23 protein-coding genes are annotated in these 24,791 nt (G+C 20.7%); 10 read left to right on the forward strand and 13 right to left on the reverse strand.

Features of this window, described 5'->3' with window-relative positions; translation table 11 throughout:
- The first annotated feature begins 55 nt into the window (after positions 1 to 55).
- From BUCILAFE3058_RS00830 to tadA, 3 genes are all read left to right on the forward strand, one after another.
- Positions 56 to 610, forward strand: a complete 555-nt coding sequence (locus tag BUCILAFE3058_RS00830; protein ID WP_154061507.1) for a nucleotide exchange factor GrpE — start codon at positions 56 to 58, stop codon at positions 608 to 610.
- A gap of 161 nt (positions 611 to 771) precedes the next feature.
- Positions 772 to 1,194 carry an SsrA-binding protein SmpB gene (gene smpB / locus BUCILAFE3058_RS00835; RefSeq protein ID WP_232036995.1) on the forward strand — a complete coding sequence of 141 codons (423 nt, stop codon included), beginning with the start codon at positions 772 to 774 and terminating at the stop codon, positions 1,192 to 1,194.
- A 24-nt stretch (positions 1,195 to 1,218) separates the two neighbouring features.
- On the forward strand, positions 1,219 to 1,680 hold the full coding sequence (gene tadA, locus BUCILAFE3058_RS00840) for a tRNA adenosine(34) deaminase TadA (RefSeq protein WP_232036979.1): 462 nt from the start codon (positions 1,219 to 1,221) through the stop codon (positions 1,678 to 1,680).
- A gap of 19 nt (positions 1,681 to 1,699) precedes the next feature.
- Here the strand turns inward: tadA and acpS are convergent, their stop codons facing one another.
- From acpS to lepA, 5 genes are all read right to left on the reverse strand, one after another.
- Complete coding sequence (acpS, locus tag BUCILAFE3058_RS00845; RefSeq protein WP_154061509.1) at positions 1,700 to 2,080, reverse strand: holo-ACP synthase; 381 nt, start codon at positions 2,078 to 2,080, stop codon at positions 1,700 to 1,702.
- 38 nt (positions 2,081 to 2,118) lie between these two features.
- Positions 2,119 to 2,961 (reverse strand): GTPase Era, encoded by an 843-nt coding sequence (gene era / locus BUCILAFE3058_RS00850; RefSeq protein WP_154061510.1) that lies wholly within the window; start codon positions 2,959 to 2,961, stop codon positions 2,119 to 2,121.
- A 7-nt stretch (positions 2,962 to 2,968) separates the two neighbouring features.
- A complete protein-coding gene (gene rnc, locus BUCILAFE3058_RS00855) occupies positions 2,969 to 3,649 on the reverse strand; it encodes a ribonuclease III (RefSeq protein ID WP_154061511.1) in 681 nt (226 codons plus the stop codon).
- Positions 3,650 to 3,735: 86 nt separating this feature from the next.
- A complete protein-coding gene (lepB, locus tag BUCILAFE3058_RS00860) occupies positions 3,736 to 4,629 on the reverse strand; it encodes a signal peptidase I (protein WP_154061512.1) in 894 nt (297 codons plus the stop codon).
- A gap of 22 nt (positions 4,630 to 4,651) precedes the next feature.
- On the reverse strand, positions 4,652 to 6,442 hold the full coding sequence (gene lepA / locus BUCILAFE3058_RS00865; RefSeq protein ID WP_154061513.1) for a translation elongation factor 4: 1,791 nt from the start codon (positions 6,440 to 6,442) through the stop codon (positions 4,652 to 4,654).
- A 337-nt stretch (positions 6,443 to 6,779) separates the two neighbouring features.
- On the opposite strand from lepA, the gene mnmA reads away from it, so the two are divergent.
- From mnmA to lipA, 5 genes are all read left to right on the forward strand, one after another.
- A complete protein-coding gene (gene mnmA, locus BUCILAFE3058_RS00870; RefSeq protein WP_154061514.1) occupies positions 6,780 to 7,883 on the forward strand; it encodes a tRNA 2-thiouridine(34) synthase MnmA in 1,104 nt (367 codons plus the stop codon).
- A 180-nt stretch (positions 7,884 to 8,063) separates the two neighbouring features.
- Positions 8,064 to 8,825: an enoyl-ACP reductase FabI gene (locus BUCILAFE3058_RS00875; protein WP_154061515.1), complete on the forward strand. Its 762-nt coding sequence runs from the start codon at positions 8,064 to 8,066 to the stop codon at positions 8,823 to 8,825.
- Between the two features lie 122 nt (positions 8,826 to 8,947).
- Positions 8,948 to 10,897 (forward strand): exoribonuclease II, encoded by a 1,950-nt coding sequence (locus tag BUCILAFE3058_RS00880; RefSeq protein WP_154061516.1) that lies wholly within the window; start codon positions 8,948 to 8,950, stop codon positions 10,895 to 10,897.
- Between the two features lie 264 nt (positions 10,898 to 11,161).
- Positions 11,162 to 11,785, forward strand: a complete 624-nt coding sequence (gene lipB / locus BUCILAFE3058_RS00885; protein ID WP_154061517.1) for a lipoyl(octanoyl) transferase LipB — start codon at positions 11,162 to 11,164, stop codon at positions 11,783 to 11,785.
- A gap of 86 nt (positions 11,786 to 11,871) precedes the next feature.
- A complete protein-coding gene (lipA, locus tag BUCILAFE3058_RS00890) occupies positions 11,872 to 12,825 on the forward strand; it encodes a lipoyl synthase (protein ID WP_154061518.1) in 954 nt (317 codons plus the stop codon).
- A 193-nt stretch (positions 12,826 to 13,018) separates the two neighbouring features.
- On the opposite strand, the gene sppA is transcribed toward lipA, so the two are convergent.
- From sppA to trpD, 7 genes are all read right to left on the reverse strand, one after another.
- Positions 13,019 to 14,887, reverse strand: coding sequence for a signal peptide peptidase SppA (gene sppA, locus BUCILAFE3058_RS00895; RefSeq protein ID WP_154061519.1), 1,869 nt, complete (start codon positions 14,885 to 14,887; stop codon positions 13,019 to 13,021).
- Positions 14,888 to 15,244: 357 nt separating this feature from the next.
- A complete protein-coding gene (locus tag BUCILAFE3058_RS00900; protein ID WP_154061520.1) occupies positions 15,245 to 15,667 on the reverse strand; it encodes a hotdog domain-containing protein in 423 nt (140 codons plus the stop codon).
- A gap of 230 nt (positions 15,668 to 15,897) precedes the next feature.
- Positions 15,898 to 16,638, reverse strand: a complete 741-nt coding sequence (locus tag BUCILAFE3058_RS02130) for a YciC family protein (protein ID WP_420021821.1) — start codon at positions 16,636 to 16,638, stop codon at positions 15,898 to 15,900.
- A 117-nt stretch (positions 16,639 to 16,755) separates the two neighbouring features.
- Entirely contained in the window at positions 16,756 to 17,577 is an 822-nt protein-coding gene (gene trpA / locus BUCILAFE3058_RS00910) for a tryptophan synthase subunit alpha (RefSeq protein WP_154061522.1), read from the reverse strand.
- A gap of 17 nt (positions 17,578 to 17,594) precedes the next feature.
- A complete protein-coding gene (gene trpB / locus BUCILAFE3058_RS00915) occupies positions 17,595 to 18,770 on the reverse strand; it encodes a tryptophan synthase subunit beta (protein WP_154061523.1) in 1,176 nt (391 codons plus the stop codon).
- A 36-nt stretch (positions 18,771 to 18,806) separates the two neighbouring features.
- Complete coding sequence (gene trpCF / locus BUCILAFE3058_RS00920) at positions 18,807 to 20,177, reverse strand: bifunctional indole-3-glycerol-phosphate synthase TrpC/phosphoribosylanthranilate isomerase TrpF (protein WP_154061524.1); 1,371 nt, start codon at positions 20,175 to 20,177, stop codon at positions 18,807 to 18,809.
- Positions 20,178 to 20,186: 9 nt separating this feature from the next.
- Positions 20,187 to 21,197 carry an anthranilate phosphoribosyltransferase gene (trpD, locus tag BUCILAFE3058_RS00925; RefSeq protein ID WP_154061525.1) on the reverse strand — a complete coding sequence of 337 codons (1,011 nt, stop codon included), beginning with the start codon at positions 21,195 to 21,197 and terminating at the stop codon, positions 20,187 to 20,189.
- A 566-nt stretch (positions 21,198 to 21,763) separates the two neighbouring features.
- Here trpD and BUCILAFE3058_RS00930 point away from each other — a divergent pair.
- Positions 21,764 to 22,504 carry a pseudouridine synthase gene (locus tag BUCILAFE3058_RS00930; RefSeq protein ID WP_154061526.1) on the forward strand — a complete coding sequence of 247 codons (741 nt, stop codon included), beginning with the start codon at positions 21,764 to 21,766 and terminating at the stop codon, positions 22,502 to 22,504.
- 181 nt (positions 22,505 to 22,685) lie between these two features.
- Here BUCILAFE3058_RS00930 and BUCILAFE3058_RS00935 read toward each other — a convergent pair whose 3' ends face one another.
- Entirely contained in the window at positions 22,686 to 23,486 is an 801-nt protein-coding gene (locus tag BUCILAFE3058_RS00935; RefSeq protein ID WP_154061527.1) for an inositol monophosphatase family protein, read from the reverse strand.
- A gap of 186 nt (positions 23,487 to 23,672) precedes the next feature.
- Between BUCILAFE3058_RS00935 and rlmN the strand changes: the two genes are divergently transcribed.
- Positions 23,673 to 24,770 carry a 23S rRNA (adenine(2503)-C(2))-methyltransferase RlmN gene (gene rlmN, locus BUCILAFE3058_RS00940; RefSeq protein WP_154061528.1) on the forward strand — a complete coding sequence of 366 codons (1,098 nt, stop codon included), beginning with the start codon at positions 23,673 to 23,675 and terminating at the stop codon, positions 24,768 to 24,770.
- Positions 24,771 to 24,791 lie beyond the last annotated feature (21 nt).

Here is a 24,791-nt window from a genome sequence, read left to right on the forward strand (position 1 = left end):
TATTTAATTGAAAATATAAAATATTTATATATGAATATATTCGGAAAATATACTTATGAAATATAATGATATTCTTAATAATTCATCTTTGGATAATGTTAAACAAGATTTAATTAACAAAAAATTAGAAGATAATAAAAAATATTTGGAAAAGAAAAAATCACAAGTATCAGATTTAAAAAAAGATATATTAAATGATTCTAAATTATATACTGATAAATTATTGCAATTAGAAAAAAGACTACAAAAAAAAATTAATAATACATATAATTTTTTTCTTGAAAAACATTTTTTATCAATATTACCAATTGTTGATAGTATTGATTCATCACTTAATTTATTAAATTCTTCGGATCAATATACTTCTAATGAAGTATATATTTCTTTAAAAGAAATACAGAAAAAAATTTTTTGTATATTTACACAATATAAAATATTAGTTATTGATTTAACTAATATACCTTTTAATCCAGATTTACATCAAGCGATATCAATTGATTTTTCTGGAAAATATAAAAATAATTACATTTCCTGTGTTATTCAAAAAGGATATTCAATGAATAATAGATTATTAAGACCTGCATTAGTATCAGTTTCGCAAATCAAATAATACATATAATATTACTTATAGATATTGAATAAATATTTATTTATTTTAATTAAAAATTTTTATTTATAACTAAATAAGGAAAGTATATTGATTAATATTAAAAAAAAAATATCAATAAAAAAAAAGTTTTTTTAAATAAAAAAGCAGGATATAATTTTAATATAGAAAAAACTATTGTTGCAGGTATAGTATTACAAGGTTGGGAAGTAAAATCAATTCGTTTAGGATTTGTACAAATTATAACAGGATATGTTTTTATTGATAAAAATGAAGCATATTTAATGGGAGTAAATATTCAACCATTAGTTAATATTGCAAATTTTTGTTTATGCGAATCAGATCGTATTCGAAAGTTATTATTAACAAAAAAAGAAATCGAAATTATAAATTTATATAATAAACAAAAAGGATATACAATTATTCCTTTAAAATTATTTTGGAAAAAATCTTGGTGTAAAATTAAAATTGGAATTGCTAAGGGTAAAACCCTACTAGATAAACGGCTAGATAAAAAAAAACATTCTTGGAAAATTGAACAATCTACTATATATAAACGAATATCTTTAAATAAAAAATATAATTAAAAAGATTTTTAAATATAGGTTTCTATGAACAAAATAAATATTGATAATTACTGGATGAAGAAAGCATTAAATCAAGCTTATTTTGGTAAAAAAAATGGTGAAATACCTATAGGATCTATTTTAATTAAAAATAATAAAATAATTAGTGCGTCATTTAATTCTTGTATTTCTCTACTAGATACTAGTGCGCATGCTGAAATATTAGCAATAAGACAGGGCGGTAAAATATTAAAAAATTATAGGTTGTATAATACAACATTGTATGTAACACATGAACCTTGTGTAATGTGTTCTGCTGCGATTATATCTGCTAGGATATATCGTATAGTTTATGGTTCCTATAGTTCTAAAAAATATAATTTTTCTTATTTTATGAATTTATTATACATTCATAAAATAAAACATCATCTAAAAGATATTACATCTGGAATTTTATTTCATGAATGTTCAAACTTATTAAAGGAATTTTTTAAAAAAAAAAGATAATTAGGATTAAAAAATTTATTTAATTTTCTAGTATAACAATTGATTGGGTATATTTATCTGTATTTGTAATACTTAAAAAAATTTTTTGTACTTTTAATATTTTTAATATTTTTGTGATATATCCAAACATATTTATTTTAGGTTTTCCATATATATCATATATTACTTCACAGTTTTTTAAAAACATATTTTTATATATTCCTAATCCTACTGCTTTAGCAGCTGCTTCTTTTGCTGTGAATGTTTTAGCTAAAAATCTTTCTTTATTATGTATATTTTTATATACATATAATTCATTTGTTGATAAAATTTTTTTCGGTATTGCTATACCGTAATTAAAAATCAATTTTTTAAATCGTATGATGTTAATCATATCTATCCCGATACCTATTATTGACATAATCACCTTTATTGTTACATAAATTATAAAAACTATAATTATTTAATTTTTACTAACATTTTAAGATTAATTTTTTTCATTAAAAACTTTTCTATTTTATTTTTTGATCTTTTATTACATTGATTTATTTTTTCTCCTTTATGTCCAATAATAATTTTTTTGTGTCTTTTATTTTTAACAAATATAATACTATATATAAAATATTTTTTGTTTATTTGCTCATATAAATTAGAAATTTCTATTTTAAAAGAATATACTAATTCTTTATTTAGAAGGTTCATTAAAGTATTTCGAATTATTTCTGTAATTAAAAATTTTTTAGTACAATTAGTTTTTTTAGTGTATATATATTTATGAGGTGATATTGGTAATTTTTTATTAATATAAATTAATAAATCTTTTAAATAAATATTTTTTTTAGCTGAAATTAAAAAAATCTCATGATTTAAATTAAATTGATTTATTTTATGAATAAATGGTAATAATAATTTTTTTTCTTTAATACAATCAATTTTGTTAATAACCAATATATAGTTATTATTATATTTTTTAATATATTCTAATAATTTTATTTCCTCATTATTCCAAATAAAACAATTAATTATAAAAATAATTATATGTGCTTCATGTATTAAATTAAATGTATCACGTAATTTTTTTTTTTCTGTACTACTATATTTATATTTTATTCCGGGTGAATCAATTAATTCAAATTGTGTTAATTGATTAGTATAAATTCCAGTAATATGTGTCTGAGTTGTATTCGGTTTACGTGAAGTTATAGAAATATTTGAATTAATTAATTGATTTAATAAAGTGGATTTTCCTACATTAGTTCGACCTACAATTAAAATTTTTCCAAAAACATTTTTTTTTTTCATTATTATATCATTCTACCTCTAATCGAATTAATGCATTTTGAGCAGCATCTTGTTCAGCTTTTCTACGACTAGCTCCAATTCCGATTAATATTTCTGATAAACCGTTTATTTTACAATAAATAGTAAAAATTTGATTATGTGCAGCACCATATATTTGTCCAATATTATATACAGGTAATGGAAAATGTTTTGATTGTAAAAATTCTTGTAGTCTAGTTTTTGGATCTTTTTTTGTACCAATAGGACTCATTTTTATAAAACGGGTTTTATACCATTGTAAAACTATTTTTTCTACAGTATATATATTGCTATCTAAAAATATACTAGCTATTACAGCTTCTATAGCATTAGCTAATATTGACTCTCGTTTGAATCCTCCGCTTTTCTTCTCTCCATGACCTAACTTAAGATAACTACCTAATGAAAATTCAGATGCAATTTCAGCTAACGTATTACCTCGTACTAATGTTGCACGCATTCTACTCATTCCTCCTTCATTTACCTTAGGAAAATGATGATATAATGCTTTTGCTATAATAAAACTAAGAATTGAATCTCCTAAAAATTCTAATCGTTCATTATGTTGCGTACTAGCACTTCTATGTGTTAAAGCATGTTTTAATAATGATACATTAGTAAATGTATAACCAATAAATTGTTGTAGTTTATTCATCACTATTGAATTCATACGACACCGATTAAAAATTAGAATAATAATATATTTATTAAAAATAAAATATTATTATATTTAATATACATAATTTATAAAATATTTTATAAAATTTTCTGAAAAATTCTATGAAAGCGTATTTTTTTTAGCCAATTTTTATTACTAATATCTATACTAAACCATATATACTTAGCTTTTCCTAAAATATGTTTTTTTGAAATTAAACCCCAAAATCTACTATCTGAACTTTTATCGCGATTATCACCTATTACAAAATATTTATTATCAGGAATAATCCATGTCCATTTTTTTTGTTTATTAGACTGTTTATATAGTGGATGTAAAAAATTTTTCATTCCATGAATAATTAATATATTATGTATATTTTTTTTAAATTTTTCCTGATATTGTTCAATTTTTAATGAACGATATGTATTTATGTAGCGATTATTAAAATTTTTATTATTTGGAATCAAATTATTTGAAATAATATTTATATCAATTTTTTTTCGAGGGAAAAATATATATTTAGTATTTTTTTTTGTTATAACGTATATTATTTTTTTGAAAGGATTATAAGTCACAGTATCTCCTGGCATACCTATAATTCGTTTAATATATTTTGAAGTACAATCATTAGGTGATTGAAATATGATAATATCATTTCTTTTAGGTTGATAACTTTGTATCATGATATTTTTTTTATATACATTATTTGTAATATAAGAAAATTTCTGGATTATGATATAATCACCAGAAAGTAATGTAGGATTCATTGAATTATAAAAAATTTTAAACGGCTCATAAGCCAAAAATCTAATGATACATATTAAGACCATAATAGGGAAAATATAATTTATATTGTTTGATAATATTTTATTATACATATTTTTTTTTTTAAAAAAATTAAAATAAGAACTACTGATATAATAAAATACCCAAAAAATACCTATTATTCCAGTAACTATAATTAGTGCATATTGCTTTAAAAATTCCATATATAATTTCTCGCATGATTTTTTATTTAACTTGTAATATTGAAAAAAATATTTCTTGAGGAATTTTTACATTTCCTATTATTTTCATTCGTTTTTTTCCTTTTTTTTGTTTTTGTAACAATTTCTTTTTGCGACTAATATCTCCTCCATAACATTTTGATAATACATTTTTTCTTAATTGTTTAATATTAGCTCTAGAAACAATACTATTTTCAATAGAAGCTTGAATAGGTACGTTAAACTGATGTCTTGGTATTATTTTTTTAATTTTTTCTATTATTTTTTTAGCAATTTGAATAGAATTTTTTCTATGACAAATTGAAGATAATGCATCTATTTTTATTGAATTAATTAATATATCGATTTTAACTAAATCACTTTTTTTAAAACCAATAGAATTGTATTCTAACGAAGCGTATCCACTTGATATAGATTTTAATTGATCAAAAAAATCAGAAATTACTTCTGATAATGGAATTTCATATTGAATAATTGTTTTTTTATTATGATATATTAAATTTTTTTGTATTCCTCTTTTCTTAATACATAAATTAATAATTTCTCCAATATATTTAGTAGGAGTTAAAATATTACAAAACGCTATTGGTTCTCTAATTTCGAAAATACAATGATTATCAGGAAATTTTATAGGATTATCTAAATAAACTTTTCTTTTATCTTTTAGAAGTATTACCTCATAAATAACTGTAGGCGCTGTAATGATTATTTTTATATTATATTCTCTTTCTAAACGCGACTGAATAATTTCCATATGTAATATACCTAAAAATCCGCATCTAAAACCAAAACCTAATGCTTGTGAGTTTTCAGGCTCATAAAACAAAGAAGAATCATTTAATCTTAACTTATATAAAGCTTCTTTAAATTGAATATATTGATTACTTTTAATAGGAAATAAACCAGCATATATTTTTGGTTTAATTTTTTTAAATCCTAATAATGGTTTACTAGCTGGATTAACAAAAGAAGTAATTGTTTCACCTACTAGTATAGAGCGAATGTTTTTAATTCCACAAATTATCCATCCTACTTCACCAGAATATAAAATAGATTTTAAAATTCGTTTAGGGGTAAAAATTCCTATTTGATCAACTTGATATACTTCTTTAGTTCTCATAATTAAGATTTTATCTTTAACTTTTATAAATCCGTTTTTTACACGCACTAAAGATACTATACCTAAATATTTATCAAACCAAGAATCAATAACTAAAGCTTGTAAAGAATTAGAATAATTCCCTATTGGAGCTGGTATTACAGTTATTATTTTTTCTAATAAATCTGATACTCCTTCACCTGTTTTTGCAGAACATAAAATAATGTCTTTAGTAGAAATACCGATAATATCTTGTATATCTTTGCAAACTTGATTAGGCCTAGCATTAGGTAAATCAATTTTATTTAAAACAGGTAAAATAGCTAATTTCATTTTTAGAGCACTATGACAATTAGCAATAGTTTGCGCTTGAACACCTTGAGCTGCATCCACCACTAATAAAGCGCCTTCACATGCTGATAATGCACGTGATACTTCATATGCAAAGTTAACATGTCCTGGTGTATCAATAAAATTTAAGAAAAAACTTTTTCCTATTTGAGATTTATATTTAATAGTTACGCTTTGAGCCTTAATAGTAATACCACGTTCTCGTTCTAATTCCATAGTATCTAAAACTTGTTCTGACATCTCTCTTTTAGAAAGACCTCCACACATTTGTATTAATCGATCAGATAGAGTAGATTTACCGTGATCTATATGAGCAATAATAGAAAAATTTCTTATGTATTTCATAATATAACTAATATACCATTTTATTTGTACTTTATTTTAAATATATTTTATTATATAGAATATATATTATTATTCTAAATATTTTATTAATAAAAATACTTTAAATAAAAATATTATATATATAATATACAATAAATAAAAAATATAATATATGATATATATATTATATATAACTAATTATTATAGTAAATTTCTATTTACTGGTTTATTTATTAAATATATTGCAACATACAATATATAATACAACTATTAATTAATTATCTTAATAAAAAAAATATTATTTATATATAAAATTATTATATTTAATTTAAAATAAATACAATGGCGTGATAGTAATATGAAAAAAAAAAAAGTTATTTTGGCTATGTCAGGAGGAGTAGATTCTTCAGTTTCAGCATGGCTTTTGTTAAAAAAAGGATACCATGTAGAAGGTTTATTTATGAAAAATTGGGATGAAGATGATTCTAATCATTATTGTTCTGCTAAAGAAGATTTTAATGATGCAAAATCAATATGTAAACATTTAGGTATTTTATTACATACTATTAATTTTTCAACTGAATATTGGGAAAAAGTATTTAAAAGTTTTATTTTAGAGTATAAAAAAGGACGTACTCCTAATCCAGATGTTTTATGTAATAAAATTATAAAATTTAATATTTGTTTAAACTTTACTTTTAAATGTTTACAAGCAAATTATTTTGCAACAGGTCATTATGCTAAAATTAAAAAAAAAAAAAATAAATATTATTTATATAGAGCTATAGATAATAATAAAGATCAAAGTTATTTTTTATATACTTTAAAATCACAAATTTTATCAAAAATAATTTTTCCGTTATCTAATATAAAAAAAAAACAAACACGTAAAATAGCTAAAAAAATAAAATTATGCGTATACAAAAAAAAAGATTCAACCGGTATTTGTTTTATTCAACCAAAAAAATTTAATCTATTTTTAAATCAATATATTCCATATAAGGTAGGAAAAATATTAACCATGTCAGGAGAATTTTTAGGATTACATTGCGGATATGAATATTATACTATTGGTCAAAGAAAGGGATTAAAAATTGGTGGAAAAAAAAATAAAAATATGTATCCTTGGTATGTAGTTAAAAAAAATATCAAATTAAATATTATTTTAGTTGTACAAGGATCTAATAATCCATATTTATTATCATATGGATTTTTAACAAAAAAAATTCACTGGATTAACCAGATATCACATAATTTAAAAGTTAAATGTTTAGTACAAATTCGACATCAACATAGACCCATAATATGTTATATATATTTGAAAACTAAAAATAGTTACATTCAAATATTTTTTGATAAACCAATAGAAAATATCACACCTGGACAATCTGCGGTTTTTTATAATCATGAAAAATGTATAGGAGGTTCTATTATATGTAAAAATATCCCATATTTACCATAGCCAAAAATATTAATTTATCGATATAAAATATTATTAAATTAAATATTCAATATATTAATTATATACTTTAAAATATATTTATGTTAAATATATTTAAAATATAAAAATATATATTTAAAATATAAAAATATATATTTTAAATATAAAAATTATAATTATAATATAGGTATATATATACAGATGGCTTTTTTAAAGAATAAAAATATTTTAATTTTTGGCGTTAAGAACCACTTTTCCATCGCATGGGGTATTGCTATGGCGATGCATAAACAAAAAGCTAAATTAGCATTTGTCTATCATAATATAAAATCTAAAAAAAAAATAATGTTACTTGCAAAAAAAGTTCAATCTAAAATTATTTTAGAATGTGACATTAATTCAGATCAGTCGATCAATCAATTATTTAAAAATTTATCTAAAATATGGAATACGTTAGATGGAATAGTACACTCCGTTGCATATGTACCAATATTACAATTGAACAAAAATTATATTAAAGTAATTAATCGTAAAAATTTTTTAAACGCGCATGAAACCAATTCATTTAGTTTAGTAGCTATTGCGCAAGTAGCTGAAAAATTTCTTAATAGTGAATCAGCTATTTTAACTTTATCATATATAGGAGCCGTAAGATACATTCCTTATTATAATATAATGGGTGTTGCAAAAGCATCATTAGAAGCTAATGTTAGGTATTTATCTGCTTCTATAGGAAAAAATATACGAGTTAATGCAATTTCAGCTGGACCGATTAAAACAACAGCTTCTTATGGAATAAAAAATTTCAAAAAAATTATAACTATTAGTAAAGATAATTCTTTATTACATAAAAATATAACTATTCAAGAAATTGGAGATGTTGCAGCATTTTTATGTTCCAATTTATCTCGTGGTATTACTGGACAAGTTATATATGTGGATACCGGTAATAATATTGTTTAATTATATATAAATATATTAGTCAATTTTTTATATATTTAATTTTAATAAAATTTAATTATATATAAAATATTGACTGAATTCCATATCTTTTCATAATAATAACATTATTAGGTTATAATATTATGTTTCAAAATAATCCTTTACTTATAAAATTAAAAAAAAAGTTACACCAAAAAAAACTTAAAGTGGAAGGAATTGTAAAAAGTACTATAAGAGGTTTTGGTTTTTTAGAAGTAGATTCTCAAACTACATATTTTATTCCTCCTCAAAATATGAAAAAAGTTATCCATGGAGATAAAATTATAGGGTCCGTTGAAATAAAAAATAATAGAGAAATTATATGTCCAAAAAAATTAATAGAACCATTTTTAAAAAAATTTATAGGATCAATATATAAAAAAAATAACTTTATTTGCATACAATCAATTTATCCATATGTACGTGATGTATATTTTTATAATTATAAAACGTCTATTGTAAGATCTTGGAAAAACGGTGATTGGATAACAGCAGAGTTAAAACAACATAGTTTACGTGATAAAAAATGTTTTAGTGTAAATATATTAGAATTTATTTCTGAACAAGATAATCCGCTATCACCATGGTATGTAATTTTATCGCGATATAATTTAGAAAAAAAATCACCAATAGTAAATTTTTTAAATTTATCACCTGATAATATCTCTAATAATAATCGTGTTGATTTAACATGTTTAGATTTTATTACAATTGATAATTGCTATACTAAAGATATAGATGATGCTCTTTTTGTAGAAGAAATTAGTACAAATAAATTAGCTCTTACAGTAGCTATTGCAGATCCTACAGAATATATACCGGTAAATGCTGAAATAGATAATATAGCTAAAAAACGTATTTTTACAAATTATTTACCAGGATTAAATATATCTATGTTACCTAAAAAACTATCTGAGGATATTTGTTCTTTAAAACCATATGTAAAACGACCAGTATTAGCATGTAGAATAATAATTGATAATAATGGTTATATTATAATGCAAAAAACAGAGTTTTTTTTAGCATGGATAAAATCTCAAGGTAAATTATCTTATGATAACGTATCTAATTGGCTAGAACAATCAGGTGATTGGCGACCATATAACAAGAATATTGAAAAACAAATACTTTTATTAAATAAAATATATAAAATTAGAAATTTTTGGAGAAAAAAAAACGCTTTAATATTTAAAGATCGTCCAGAATATCGTTTTCATTTATCTAAAAAATGGGAAATATTAAATATTTCTATAGAAAATAGAAGAATAGCTCATAAAATAATTGAAGAATCTATGATTTCAGCTAATATTTGTGCTGCTAATTTTTTAGAAAAAAAATTAGGATATGGTTTGTACCATACACATATTGGATTTGATACTTTTAATGCTAAAAATGCTGTTAATTTTTTAAAAAAATATAATATTTTTTATACTTCAGAAGAAGTTATGACTTTATCTGGATTTTGTCAATTAAAAAGATCATTAGATGAATTATCAGATGAATATGTAAATTATAGAATACGTCGATTTCAATCTTTTGGAGAAATTAGTTTATTTTCTAAACCTCATTTTTCCTTAGGACTTAATTCTTATGCAACTTGGACATCTCCAATTAGAAAATATAGTGATATGATAAATCATCGATTAATAAAATCAATAATCAACAAATCTAATAATATTGCGCCTCCTAACAACACCTTATTATCTCATATTAATGATCGAAAAAGAAAAAATAGAATGGCTGCTAGAGATATAGAAGAATGGTTATATATGAAATTTTTTTACTCAATAAAATACGAAAATGAACATTATCAAGCAGATATTGTTGATATTTCTAGAGGCGGAATACATGCTCGTTTATTAAATACTGGTGCATTTATATTTATTCCTTCTACATATATACACAACGTTCATCATGAGATACTATGTCATTCAGAATATGGAGTAATATACATAAAAAATAAAATTTATTATCGAGTCTCAGATAATATTACTGTACGTTTATTATTTATTAATAATGATACTAAAAAAATTATTGCATCTTTAGTTCATTAAAATGTTATCAATATTATTAACAATAATATTTATGATAAAATAAATCTTATTGAATAAAATTTATTAATATCAACATATTTTTATAACTATAAAAATAATAATTTAAATATAATAATTTTAATTATTAAATAATTTTAGTTATAGTTACTATAACTATATAGTTATATTTTATTTATAGTAATTATTATTAATCCATATCATTTTAAATGTACAATATATTTTATAAAAATAATAGTAATATAAAAATAAAATTTTTAAAATAAAATGAATATTATTATACGATACTTAAATTTATGCAATTGGTCTGATGTAGAAAAAAAAATGCATAAATTCACAAAAAATAGAAATCAAAATACTATTGATGAATTATGGTTTGCAGAACATTATCCTGTTTTTACTTATGGTATTTTAGAAAAAGAATACAAAATGCCTTATATTCAAGGAATACCCGTACATTACTCAATTAGAGGAGGAAAAATTACATATCACGGTCCTGGACAATTAATTATATATTTATTAATTAATTTACAAAGAAAAAAAATTAAATTCTATAAATTAGTACAAAATATTGAAATAGTTATCATTAAATTATTAAAAGATTTAAATATATCATCACATACAAATAAAAATTGGCCAGGAGTATATGTTAAAAAAAAAAAAATTTGTTCATTAGGTTTTCGTATTATCAAAGGATGTTCTTTACACGGTTTGTCTTTAAATGTTAATATGGACTTAATACCATTTAAATATATCCATCCTTGTGGAAATAAGAATATTAAAATGACACAAATAAAAAATTTTAATTCAAATATTACAATACAAAAAATACAAAATATTTTTATAAAAAATTTCTGTATTTTTTTTAATTACTTAATTATTAATAATTAAGTAATTAATAATATTAGAAATCAGTCATTATAATTAAATTTACTTATTTGTAATAAAATAAAATAAAAATTTATAGAAGAATTAATATGTTTCAAAAAAAAAAAATAAATAGTACTCATAAAAATAAAAAAGATACATATTTTATATCTAAAATTTTACCTTCTCATGATAGACTATCAACTTTAAAAAAACCACAATGGTTAAAAGTAAAATTACCTTCTAATGTAGATAAAATCAATAATATTAAAAACATATTAAAACAATATAATTTACATTCTGTATGTGAAGAAGCACATTGTCCAAATTTACCAGAATGTTTTAATAAAGGAACCGCAACATTTATGATATTAGGATCTATATGTACACGTAAATGTCCATTTTGCGCAGTAAAAAAAGGTAGACCTGACATTATAGATATTCATGAACCTAAAAAAATATTTAATATTGTTACGAAATTAAATTTAAAATATGTTGTTTTAACCTCAGTGTCTAGAGATGATTTAAAAGACGGGGGAGCTAATCATTTTTCTAATTGTATATATGAAATTAGAAAAAAAAAAAATATAAAAATAGAAATTTTAGTACCTGATTTTCGTGGAAAAGAAAAAATAGCATTAAATTTAATAAATAAATACCCACCAGATGTTTTTAATCACAATATTGAAAATGTTCCCAGATTATATTCTTTAATTCGACCAGGAGCAAATTATATTAATTCTTTAAAATTATTAAATCAATTTAGAGAAATATGTCCTCAGGTACCTACAAAATCAGGGATAATGTTAGGATTAGGTGAAACAAAAAAAGAAGTTATATCTGTATTAAAAGATTTAAAAAAAGTAGGTGTATCTATCGTTACAATTGGTCAATACATGCAACCTAGTAAATATCACTTATCTGTTAAAAGATATATAACACCTAAAGAATTCATGGATTTCGAATATATTGCGTTATCTATAGGATTTACAAAAGTATTTTGTGGTCCTTTAGTACGATCTTCTTATCATGCAGATAAACAGTATGAATTATATAATATATAATAATGTATTATACGATTATTTTTTATATATAATAGCATATACTGTATTTTTTATAAAAAATATCTTTTTATTAAAATTTTTAATATTCAATATATATATAAATATATTAAATATTTTTAAATAAATTATATATAAACACCAAAAAAAAATTTAATTTATTTTTTATTGGTGTTTTATTCGTAAAACTTTTATATTATTTTAAGATATAATTGTCAAAACAAATAGATATTGATTTGTTTAATGTAATCATCATCCATATAAAATAAATTTTATTATAGATAAAACATGCTTTATTTATTAAAACTTCAGAAAAAAATATTTTTAATATACTTTTTGATGCTAACTTAATTAATGAATTAACTTGATTTTTTATATCTTTTGATGCTGTACATTGTGGTACTGACCAGACGATATCAAAATCTTTTATTTTTGCCAATTTAGTTGCTTTTTTAATAGCAACGTCTATATCACCTATTTGATCAACTAACCCTATTTGTTTTGCGTGAACACCTAACCATACCCGTCCGTTTGCAATTTTTAGTATATTTTCATTTGTTTTATGACGTGATTCAGCTACAATATTAATAAATTTTTTATATCCAAAATCAATATCTAACATAATTTTATTTTTGTTCTGTAATGAAATATTATTCAATATATTTATTGAATCATTTTTTTGTGTAAAAATACTATAATTATGCATACCTATAGATGATAAAAATTTTTCTAGTGTAGGTACAACAGAAAAAATACCTATTGATCCTGTAATTGTAGTAGGATGCGCAATAATATAATTTCCAGGAGTAGCAATCCAATAACCTCCAGACGCTGCAACATCTCCCATAGAAATTATTAATGGTTTTTTAATTTTTCGTAATTCCATTAATTTTTTTCTTATAATTTCTGAATATTCTGTGTTACCTCCTGGACTATTTATTCTTAAAATAACTGCTTTAATAGAATCATCATTTTTAGCAGTATTAATTTCTCTTAAAATATACTCAACATCCATAGAATTAGAGTTTTCAGAATTTTTTCCGATTATTCCATTAGCTATAATAATAGAAATTTTATTAGAATTTGATGGTGTTGCTTTTTTGTGAAGTTGATATTCACTAATATCCATAAAATTAAAAGTATTATTTTTTTTATTTTTATAAAATTTATTCTTTATACAATTGTCAACATTATTTTTTGTATCAATATTATCTATTAAATGATAGTCTAATGCATATTTCACTGTATTATTATTATTTTTTTTTAAATATTTAATCATCGTGTTAGGATGAGAGCAAATTTTTTTTATAGGAATGTGTCTATTACGAGATATAACTTCTAACAATTTTTTCCATTTAAATTGAACGATAGATTTTTCTATCATTTTATTTTCCGGTGATGGAGAATTTCTTAAAAAAGGGTCTACTGCTCCTTTGTTTTTTCCTATTTTAAAAACATGTATATGTATTTTAAATATATCTAAAAATTTTTTTAAAAATATTGTATTGTTAGATATACCATTTAAATAAATAAATCCATTTGGTGATAAAAAAATTTTATCAGCAAAACTTGCTAAATAATATTCACTTTGTGAATAATTACTCCCTATTGCAATAATTGGTTTGTTAGATTTTTTAAATTCTTGTAATTTTTTTCCAAAATATTCTATAATTACTTGATTACTATGAAAAGTATTTTTTGCTTTTAACATAATACCCAATATTTTTGGGTCTTTTTCTGCTTGTTTAATTTTTTCAGTAATTTCAAAAATAGAATTATTTTTTTTATTATTAATTAAATGATTTAAAAAATTTGGACATAATTTATTTTGTAATTGATTTGGAATTGGTAATTCTTCCATAGAATTTTGTAAATTTATAACTAATATTTTATCTAGCATATTTTTATTTTCGAAAATATGATTTTTTTTTGTACTATATATTATCCAAACAAAAATAAAAATTATTAGCAATAATATTGAATTAAATATTAAATTTTTAATTACATTTAATGATTGATATATATATTTTAATATTTTCATTATTATAATGAATAGTGTTCTCATACGAATAGTTAACCTCTTTAGTAATCAAATATTTAAAAAAATTAAATAATATATATTTATAAAAAAATAAATTTTTAATTTTACATATAAAATAATTATTTTAAATATATACTTTATATATATTTTATGTATATTAAGAATATAAATAATATTAATTTTTAAAAATATTTTAATTAATTTATTATTATCGTTGATCTATTTGTAATAAATATTACAAATCATTAATTTATATTTATGAGATCTATTTTATATTTTTATTTTTTATTTCTATAAATACTTATTAACTATTTTTAAAAATTATATTGTATTATATACATATATAAATCAATTTAAAAATAAATTATTAGTTAAGTATCTCTATATTAGAGAATTTTTATTTTTTAAAAATAATCTAGATGTTCCATTATCATTTATAGCTACATATGTAAAGAAGGCTGTATTAGTACAGTACGTTAATCCGTAAGAATATGTATTTAATTTTTTTACCCATATTTCAATATAAGTTTTTATAGAAGTTTTTTCAATATTAACGCAATTAACATAACAGCTAACTAAATCTCCAGCATATATTGGTTTTATAAAATTTATACTTTCAATATAAACTGTAGATATTTTTCCTCTTGAAATTTTTTTTGCTAATATACCCCCACCTAGATCCATTTGTGACATAATCCATCCACCAAAAATATTTCCGTTTACATTGCTATGAGATGGCATAGCGAGTGTTCTTAACATTAAATTTTTATCACAAACAACATTAGTATTTTTATGATTTGACATTTTATTCGCTAATTAGTTAGGATTAAAAAAAATTTTTATAAAAATTATATTTAATAATTATTTCAATTTTTAAATTTATGAATTTTATATAAAAATAATAAGTGTTTACTTGAAATACTAATTTTTAATTTTAATGTGTAATTTATAAATTATATTATATTGATACCTTTTAAATAAGTAATTAAAATATTTTAAATAAATAAATATATTTGCAATAAATATTAATTATGTTAAATAATATCTTTTGCTTTATAAAAAATATAAAATCTAAATAAATATATAATTATATAAGAAAAATATATGTTTATAAAAATATTTAATATAAAAATATTAGTATACATTGAAAATATATTAAATAATTTTAATAAAATTAAAATTAACCATTTAAATATTAACCAAAAAAAAATCATCGGTATAATTAAATATATATTATTTATCATAATTTTTGTGCTATTTTTTATACTGTAAAAAATATTTTTTTTTTCAATTATATAAAAAATGACAGATACAAGTAATAAAGTAGATAGAAGTATTCGTATAATTATAAAAAAATCGTATTTTATTTCTATTAATGAAAATTGTAAATATATTGTTAAAATAAATAAAAAAAAAGACTTTAATATTTGTGTTTGCACATAAATAAATTTTTTTATTAAAGATAAAGAGATAAATGGAATTAACCATATCACTAGTGTAGTTAATAAAAATTGACTAATAACAGTACTCATTATTTTAATAGATTCTATATAAAAAATAATATTTTTTTGATTTATATTCATATTATTAATTATATTAAATAAAGATAATTTTTTAGAATAATCCAAATTATATAAAATAGATATATCATTTATATTCAGCCTACATATAAATGTTATGAATAGATTAACAAATGCACTTATAGTTGAAAAAATAAATATTTTTTTTTTATTTTTATAGAAAAATTGATTTACATCAATCATTATAATATACATTATAGACAAAATATATCTTTCCTCCTTTTACTTAAATAAAACTATATTTATTATAATATAATTATTATTATAGTATTAATTCATATATTTATATTAAAAATACTAATATATTTATTATTAATAATAAATATTTTTTGTTTCATTTTTAAATTTTTTTATTATTTTTTCTATTTTTATAAACATTTTATTTGTATTTATAATATTTTCTTCTATTATTTGTATAATACGTGAACCACAAATAATTCCTTGAACTCCATTTTTTAAAATTTTTTTAATTTGATAAGATTTATGAATTCCAAATCCTTGTATAATAGGACAGGATTTATATTTTTTTAATTTTTGAATTGTTTGGAGTAACAATTTTTGTGAATATATTGGTTGTATTCCTGTAACTCCAGGTCGTGAAACTAAATATGTATATTCGTGGTTATTTTTTATAATTTTTTTAACTAAATTAGTTCGAGCATCTGGCGGGCAAATAAAAATTGATGAAATCTGATATTTATCAGCTACTTTTCTAAAAAAATATGACTCTTCTATCGGTAAATCTGCGATTAAAATAGAATCAACACCTATAGAATTACAATATGAATAAAAAATTGATAATTTTTGACGATAAACAAGATTGGCATAAGTTAATATTCCTATTGGAATATCAGGATATTTATTTCTAACATTTTTAATAATATTAAAACATTGTTTAATAGATATTTTATTATAAAGAGCTCTTAAATGTGACTTCTGTATAGTAAATCCATCAGCAAGAGGATCTGAGAATGGAATTCCTAATTCTAATGCATCAGCTCCATTTTTAATTAATATATCAATAATCTTTATTGATATATCTATAGATGGATCTCCTAATACTATAAATGGAATAAAACAGCATTCTTGTTTAGAAGATAAATTTTTAAATAATAATTTATATCGTGAGTTCATAGTTTTACTTAGATTAATTAATTAATTTTATCGTTAATGGTAGCAAGATCTTTATCGCCTCGTCCCGATAAATTTACAATAATTGTTTGATCCTGATTAGGATTTTTATTCATTAATTTTAATGCATATGCAATAGCATGTGAAGACTCTAAAGCTGGAATTATTCCCTCTAATTTAGATAACTGTAAAAAAGCATTAATTGCTTCTTTATCTGTAATTGTTGAATAGTGAACTCTATTAGTATGTTTTAACCAAGCATGTTCTGGACCTACTGCAGGAAAATCTAAACCAGCTGAAATAGACCATGATTTTTTAATTTGTCCATCGCAATTTTGCATCAAATATGACTTCATACCAAAATAAATTCCTGGTTTTCCTAAATTTAAAGCAGCGCCATGTTTATTAGTATTTAATCCTAATCCTGCTGGTTCTACTCCAATTAATTTTACAGATTTATATTTTATAAAAGAAGAAAATATTCCAATAGCGTTCGATCCACCACCTATACATGCAATAACATAATCTGGTAATAATTTATTTTTTAGTAAAATCTGTTTTTTAGATTCTTGCCCAATTATTTTTTGATATTCTTTTACAATAGTAGGATATGGATGTGGTCCAGCTACTGTGCCAATCATATAATGAGAATTTGAATAACTATTAGACCAATCTCTCATAGCAGCATTACAAGCATCTTTAAGCGTTCCAGATCCAGATGATATTGAAATAACTTCTGCACCTAATAACTTCATTCTTAATACATTTTGAGATTGTCTAAGAATGTCTGTTTTTCCCATATAAATACGACATTTTAAATTCAATAAAGCACAAGCTATAGCAGACGCAACACCATGTTGACCAGCTCCGGTTTCTGCAATAATATGTGTTTTTTTCATTTTTTTAGCTAATAGCGCTTGACCTAAAACTTGATTTGTTTTATGGGCCCCGCCATGTAATAAATCTTCTCTTTTTAAATAAATTTTAGTTTTTGTGTTTTTTGTTATATTTTTACATAATGTTAATGGAGTAGGTCTACCAGCATAGGAACACAATAAATTATTTAATTTTTTTTTAAATTTTTCATCATGTTGTGTTTTTACAAACATCTTTTCTAGTTCATATAAAGCTGGCATTAAAATTTGCGGAACAAACATACCACCAAATTTTCCAAAATAAGGATTTAATATAGTCATATTATTAATTTTTTATAATTTAGTTAAAATAAATTGTTATTTTTTAGAACATAATCTTAATATTTTAAATGCTAATTTAATTTTATTTAAATCTTTAATTCCTGGATATTTTTCTAATCCTGAATTTAAATCTAGTCCATAAAATCCTAATGTAGATGCTATAAAAATATTTTTTAAGTTTAAGCCACCTGCTAACATCATATCAGATACATGTAAATTATTAATTAAGTTCCAATCAAAATTTTTTCCAGTACCTCCGTTTTTATGATCTAGTATATATCGATCAATATTTATATTTTTATGAATGATTGTATTTTTATTCATTGATATAGATTTCCAAATACGTACATGATTAGGTAAAATTTTTTTTAAAATTTTAATAAATTCTTCGTTTTCCTGGCCATGTAATTGTACTGCATATAAATCAAGTTCATAAACCTTACTTAAAATATATTGAGGTTTTTCATTACTAAATACACCTACATATTTTAATAAATTTTTTTTTATAATTTTTTTACTTTGTTTATTATCAATGTATCGTGGAGATTGAGGAACAAAAATTAATCCTCCATAAACACATCCCATTTTTGCTGCTAATTTTGCAACATTATATTTTTTTAAACCGCAAATTTTATTTGCACCATAAATTATTTTTCGTGTAGAAAATTCTAAATTATTAGAACGCATTAAATGTGTTCCAATTAAAAATCCATCTACTGTATTACTTAATAAACGAACATTTTTATAATTATTTATACCTGATTCAGAAATAATAATTTTATTTTTAGGGATTAATGGAGCTAATTTTTTTGTATTATTAATATTAACAGATAAATCCTTTAAATTTCTATTATTTATTCCAATTATCGATGCGTTTAAAAGTAATGCGCGTTGTAATTCTTCATAAGTATGTATTTCTGTTAAAATTCCTAAATTCATACTTTTTGCAATTTTGGATAATTGTATATAAGTATTATCATCTAAAATAGATAGCATTAATAATATTGCATCTGCTTGATGATAACGTGCATAGTATACTTGATATGGATCAATAAAAAAATCTTTACATAATAAAGGTTTGTTTGTTTTAGTTCGTGCTTTTAATAAATATTTGAAATTACCTTTAAAAAATTTTTCTTCAGTAATAATAGATATAACATCAGCATATTTATTATAAATATTTATTATTTTTGAAATATTAAACTTAGTGTTAATAACACCATTTAATGGTGATGATTTTTTACATTCTAAAATAAATGATGGATGATTTTTTTTAAAACTATTTTCAAAAAAAAATTTTGATTTTTCAATTTTTTTATAAAATGAATGTAAAGGCATTCTTTTTTTATTATATTGAATCCATTGATACGTACCGTTTAATATTTTAGAAATTATATTTTTTTTCATAACATTATTTTAATTAAATAATTTACATAATTGAGATAGTTTAACAACAAATTTATATACTTGACCAGTATTAATAAAATTTAAAATATCTAATGTATTTTTACGGATATCATTATTACCTAATACTTTCATTAATAACGACACATTTATAGCTATTGTTTGTGTGTATATAGGTTCTCCTTGTCCTTTAAATAATTTTATAGTTTCTAAATAATTTTCTATTTTACTTTTTTTTGTAATATAAATTTTATGATGTTTTTTTAAACCAAAATCTTCAGGAGATAATATATATTTTTTTATTTTTTTATTTTTTAATTCAACAACAGTTGTATTGGAATGTAAAGTAGCTTCATCTATACCACCACTATGAACAATAATAACTCGTTTATATGGTAAACGTGATAATATTTTTGCATATATTAACATCAATTGAGGTTTATATACTCCGATTAATGCATGAGTTGGTTGTGCAGGATTTAATAAAGGGCCTAGTATATTAAAAATCGTTTTTATTTGTAATGAACTACGAATTTTAGAGACTGTATTAAAAATACCCAGATATTTATTAGCTAATAAAAAACAAATATTCATCTCATCTAGACATTGTCTGGATTGTTCAGGAGTAATATTAATATTGATATTTAATTGTTGCAATAAATTTGCAGATCCAAGTTGACTAGATGATCCAATATTACATATTTTTGCAATTTTGATACCATAACATGCAGCAACAATAGCACTAACAGTAGATATGTTAAAACTATTTTGTTGATCACCACCTGTTCCTACAATATCAGATATTATATTATTAGATTTTGGAAATGATTGAATATGTTGTGCTAAAAATGTTCTTGCACCAATAATTTCTTCATATGTTTCCGTTCGAGATGATAATATAGCTAATATAGATGCAATTTGCATATCATTTATTTCTTTGTTAAATATGCTTTTAAACAATGTGTAGCTTTCTAATTCATTCAAATATGTTCCATTATATATTTTTTTTAAAATTTTTTTCATATTTTTATATAAATTTGTTGAATAATAATTTTTTAAAATTTAAATAATACATTTAAAAAAACTTTATCTAATAATTAGATATACTTATATAACTGATATTTACTGTAAAATAGTATATATTTATACTATTAGAATTCGGTAATTTTTTATTTTTATTTATTTGAATATATGAATATTAATTAATATATTTTAATATTTAATTATATATTAAGTAAATAAAATAATTACATTAAATTTTTATTTAATTTATATTAAAAAATATTTATTATATTGCATATAATTGAATTAATTAATATAATTAATATATAAAATGATTAATAAATAAATATTTTATATTAAATATTTTATAATTATTTAATTATAAAAATTAATAAATCTTAATTATATTTATATAAATAATAACATTATTTTAATAAAAAAAAAATGTTTTTAAAAAATAATATATTTTAGTATATATTTAATATATATTAAAATAATTTGTATACATAAATATTAATGTAAGTTCACGTGTAATATATATATAAATATATATATTTTTATATATTTATATATATAGGAAATATTTTATGAAAGAAAGAATTCAAAAAATATTATCTAATTGTGGTTTTGGTTCACGACGCAATATTGAAAAAAAAATATGTAAGGGATTAATTAAAGTAAATGGAAAATCTATTTTTTTAGGACAAAGTTTTATAAGAAATGATATTCAATATATTTCATTAAATAATAAAAAATTTTTTTTAAAAAAAGAAATAATAAAAATTATTATTTATAATAAACCTATTGGTGAAATATGTACGAAAAAAGATACAGATAATAGAATTACTGTTTTTGATAAATTACCTAAATTATATAATTCTAATTGGATTAGTGTAGGTAGATTAGATATTAATACATCAGGTTTACTATTATTCACTAATCATGGAGAATTAGCGTATAGATTAATGCATCCAAAATATATGATTAAACGAGAATATTTAGTAAGAGTTTACGGAAAAATATCAAATAAAAAAATTTTAATTTTAAAAAATGGAATTAAAATAGGTAATTCTTTTTCTAAATTTTTGGATATTATTTGTTATAATAATCAAAAAAAAAATCAATGGTTTAAAGTTTCATTAGTACAAGGAAAAAAAAATGAAGTACGTTTATTATGGAATTCTATAGGTGTACAAGTAAATCGATTAATTAGAATTAGTTATGGTATAACTATACTACCTAAAAATTTAAAAACTGGAAATTTTGTAGAATTAAATTCTATTTATATAAATAGAATTTTTTGTTCAGTTAATTTAAAAAATAAATAATATTTATTTTTATTAATAAAATATTTATGATTATAAATAAATCATTTTTATTGACATATAGATTAATATTCATATATTCTGCATCAATAATAATGTAGCTATTCTAAATATAAAATATTTTTATAAATAAATATAACATACATATTATATTTTCAATCAATAAAATTTATATATATTAATTTTATATCAATTTTTGGTTTAAAATACGTGTTTTTTTTAAAATAAATTTTAGTATATTAACTTGTCCGACTAATAATATATTATTTTCAATATAATTATGTCCTCCAATAAAATCAGTTATCAATGCACCTGATTCTCTAATTTGTAATTCTCCAAAAGTAACACGCAAAGATTTTTCATTAAATCCAATATATGCATTAATTTTTCCAGAAGACAAGTAAGCTAAATCTAGAATAGAACATCCTGTTTGTCGTAAGGATATTTTTTCTTGTAAAAATTGCTGTATTAATGATGTATATAAATGAGTATTTTTTATATTTTTCTCTTTAAAATAAAGAGCTATAATTTTATTTTGAATGTTATTTTTATATTCACAACATCTAGTACGAAAACCATTTAATTGAGCGCCTTGACCTTTAATAGCTGTAAATAAATCATTTTTAATAGGATCATATATTACTGATATACATATTTTATTTTTTTCTTTTATAAGTATAGATAAACAGAAATGTGGAATTTTTTTAATAAAATTTATTGTTCCATTTAATGGATTGATTAACCATTGATAATCATGATTAATAATTTTTTTTTTAGAGCATACATTGATAATAGAATGTTTTGGGTATGATTGATGTATAATAGAAGAAATTGACAAAAATACTTTTTCTCGTATTTTATATATAAAATATAAAATCTTTGATTGTTCTGTAGTATATGTTATATTTTTTAAATCATAATATTGTGAAATAATTTTTCCACCTACTCGAATAGCTCTAACAGCTATATTTAATGCAGGATTCATATAGTAATTTTCTCGTATTTTAGCATTAATTTAAATATAATTATAAATAAAAATAATTTTTAATATAAAAATTGATCTATTTTTCCAATAAATTATTTATTATATACTTATTTTTAATAAATTTAAAAAGTTTATTTATATTTTAATATTCAAATAATGTTAATTAACATATTTTGGAAAATAATAATGTTAAAAACAAAGTTTTTATTAGAAAATAACAAAAAAAAAATAAATTTATTAGATTTAAATTTAAAAAAAATGATAAATTTTTTTCTACAGTTAGGAGAAAAAAAATTTAGAGCAATACAAGTTATGCAATGGATTTATAAAAAATATTGTATAAATTTTAATGAAATGAATAACTTAAGTTATATCTTAAAAGATAAATTAAAAAATATATCTACAATTCAGTTACCGAAATGTATAGAAGAACAAAAATCGAATGATGGAACAATAAAATGGAAATTTTTATGTAATACTAAATTTATTGAAACAATATATATTCCAGAAAAAAATCGTGCGACTTTATGTATTTCATCACAAGAAGGTTGTTCTTTAAAATGTGATTTTTGTGCTACAGGTAAATTAGGATATACTCGTAATTTACTAATTTCAGAGATTATTGGTCAAATTTGGTTTGTTATAAATAAAATACACCAACTGAAATTAAAAAATTATATATTACATCCGATAACAAACATTGTAATGATGGGAATGGGGGAACCTTTATTAAATTTACGAAATATTATTCCTGTTATAGATATTATTACACATAAATATGGTTTTAATTTTTCGAAAAATAAAGTAACTTTATCTACAGCTGGTGTTGTTCCTGCAATAAATAAAATTGCAGGTAAGATAGATATTTCGTTGGCTATTTCCTTACACGCATCTAACGATAATATCCGTAATATGATTATGCCAATTAATAAAATTTATAATATCAAAATGTTGTTATTATCAATTAAAAATTATCTAAGTAAATCTACTGCAAATCGTGGTATAGTAACGATTGAATATATTATGTTATTAAATATTAATGATAGCATGTTTCATGCTAAAGAGTTATCAGTTTTATTAAAAAATATACCATGTAAAATTAATTTAATTCCATGGAATCCTATTAAAAATTCTTTTTATAAATGTAGTAGTCATGAAAGAATCACTGCTTTTTTAAATTATTTAAAAAGTAAAGGTTTTATTATTACAATTAGAAAAAATAGAGGTTCTGATATTAATGCTGCTTGCGGGCAATTAATTGGAAAAAATATTTTTAAAAATTAATAAATTATAATGATATTTTTT

Origin of the sequence: Buchnera aphidicola (Cinara laricifoliae), assembly GCF_900698945.1 — a bacterium.
Lineage (GTDB): Bacteria > Pseudomonadota > Gammaproteobacteria > Enterobacterales > Enterobacteriaceae > Buchnera_F > Buchnera_F aphidicola_AC.

Bases quoted from the DNA above. Each gene is read 5' to 3' on its own strand.
- BUCILAFE3058_RS02130 (WP_420021821.1), bottom strand. From the start codon at position 16,638: ATGTATATTATAATGATTGATGTAAATCAATTTTTCTATAAAAATAAA.
- mnmA (WP_154061514.1), top strand. From the start codon at position 6,780: ATGAAAAAAAAAAAAGTTATTTTGGCTATGTCAGGAGGAGTAGATTCT.
- BUCILAFE3058_RS00900 (WP_154061520.1), bottom strand. From the start codon at position 15,667: ATGTCAAATCATAAAAATACTAATGTTGTTTGTGATAAAAATTTAATG.
- BUCILAFE3058_RS00935 (WP_154061527.1), bottom strand. From the start codon at position 23,486: ATGAATCCTGCATTAAATATAGCTGTTAGAGCTATTCGAGTAGGTGGA.
- trpA (WP_154061522.1), bottom strand. From the start codon at position 17,577: ATGAACTCACGATATAAATTATTATTTAAAAATTTATCTTCTAAACAA.
- trpB (WP_154061523.1), bottom strand. From the start codon at position 18,770: ATGACTATATTAAATCCTTATTTTGGAAAATTTGGTGGTATGTTTGTT.
- lipB (WP_154061517.1), top strand. From the start codon at position 11,162: ATGAATATTATTATACGATACTTAAATTTATGCAATTGGTCTGATGTA.
- lepA (WP_154061513.1), bottom strand. From the start codon at position 6,442: ATGAAATACATAAGAAATTTTTCTATTATTGCTCATATAGATCACGGT.
- acpS (WP_154061509.1), bottom strand. From the start codon at position 2,080: ATGTCAATAATAGGTATCGGGATAGATATGATTAACATCATACGATTT.
- rlmN (WP_154061528.1), top strand. From the start codon at position 23,673: ATGTTAAAAACAAAGTTTTTATTAGAAAATAACAAAAAAAAAATAAAT.
- tadA (WP_232036979.1), top strand. From the start codon at position 1,219: ATGAACAAAATAAATATTGATAATTACTGGATGAAGAAAGCATTAAAT.
- BUCILAFE3058_RS00830 (WP_154061507.1), top strand. From the start codon at position 56: ATGAAATATAATGATATTCTTAATAATTCATCTTTGGATAATGTTAAA.
- lepB (WP_154061512.1), bottom strand. From the start codon at position 4,629: ATGGAATTTTTAAAGCAATATGCACTAATTATAGTTACTGGAATAATA.
- BUCILAFE3058_RS00875 (WP_154061515.1), top strand. From the start codon at position 8,064: ATGGCTTTTTTAAAGAATAAAAATATTTTAATTTTTGGCGTTAAGAAC.
- lipA (WP_154061518.1), top strand. From the start codon at position 11,872: ATGTTTCAAAAAAAAAAAATAAATAGTACTCATAAAAATAAAAAAGAT.
- BUCILAFE3058_RS00880 (WP_154061516.1), top strand. From the start codon at position 8,948: ATGTTTCAAAATAATCCTTTACTTATAAAATTAAAAAAAAAGTTACAC.
- BUCILAFE3058_RS00930 (WP_154061526.1), top strand. From the start codon at position 21,764: ATGAAAGAAAGAATTCAAAAAATATTATCTAATTGTGGTTTTGGTTCA.
- trpD (WP_154061525.1), bottom strand. From the start codon at position 21,197: ATGAAAAAAATTTTAAAAAAAATATATAATGGAACATATTTGAATGAA.
- rnc (WP_154061511.1), bottom strand. From the start codon at position 3,649: ATGAATTCAATAGTGATGAATAAACTACAACAATTTATTGGTTATACA.
- trpCF (WP_154061524.1), bottom strand. From the start codon at position 20,177: ATGAAAAAAAATATAATTTCTAAAATATTAAACGGTACGTATCAATGG.
- sppA (WP_154061519.1), bottom strand. From the start codon at position 14,887: ATGAGAACACTATTCATTATAATAATGAAAATATTAAAATATATATAT.
- era (WP_154061510.1), bottom strand. From the start codon at position 2,961: ATGAAAAAAAAAAATGTTTTTGGAAAAATTTTAATTGTAGGTCGAACT.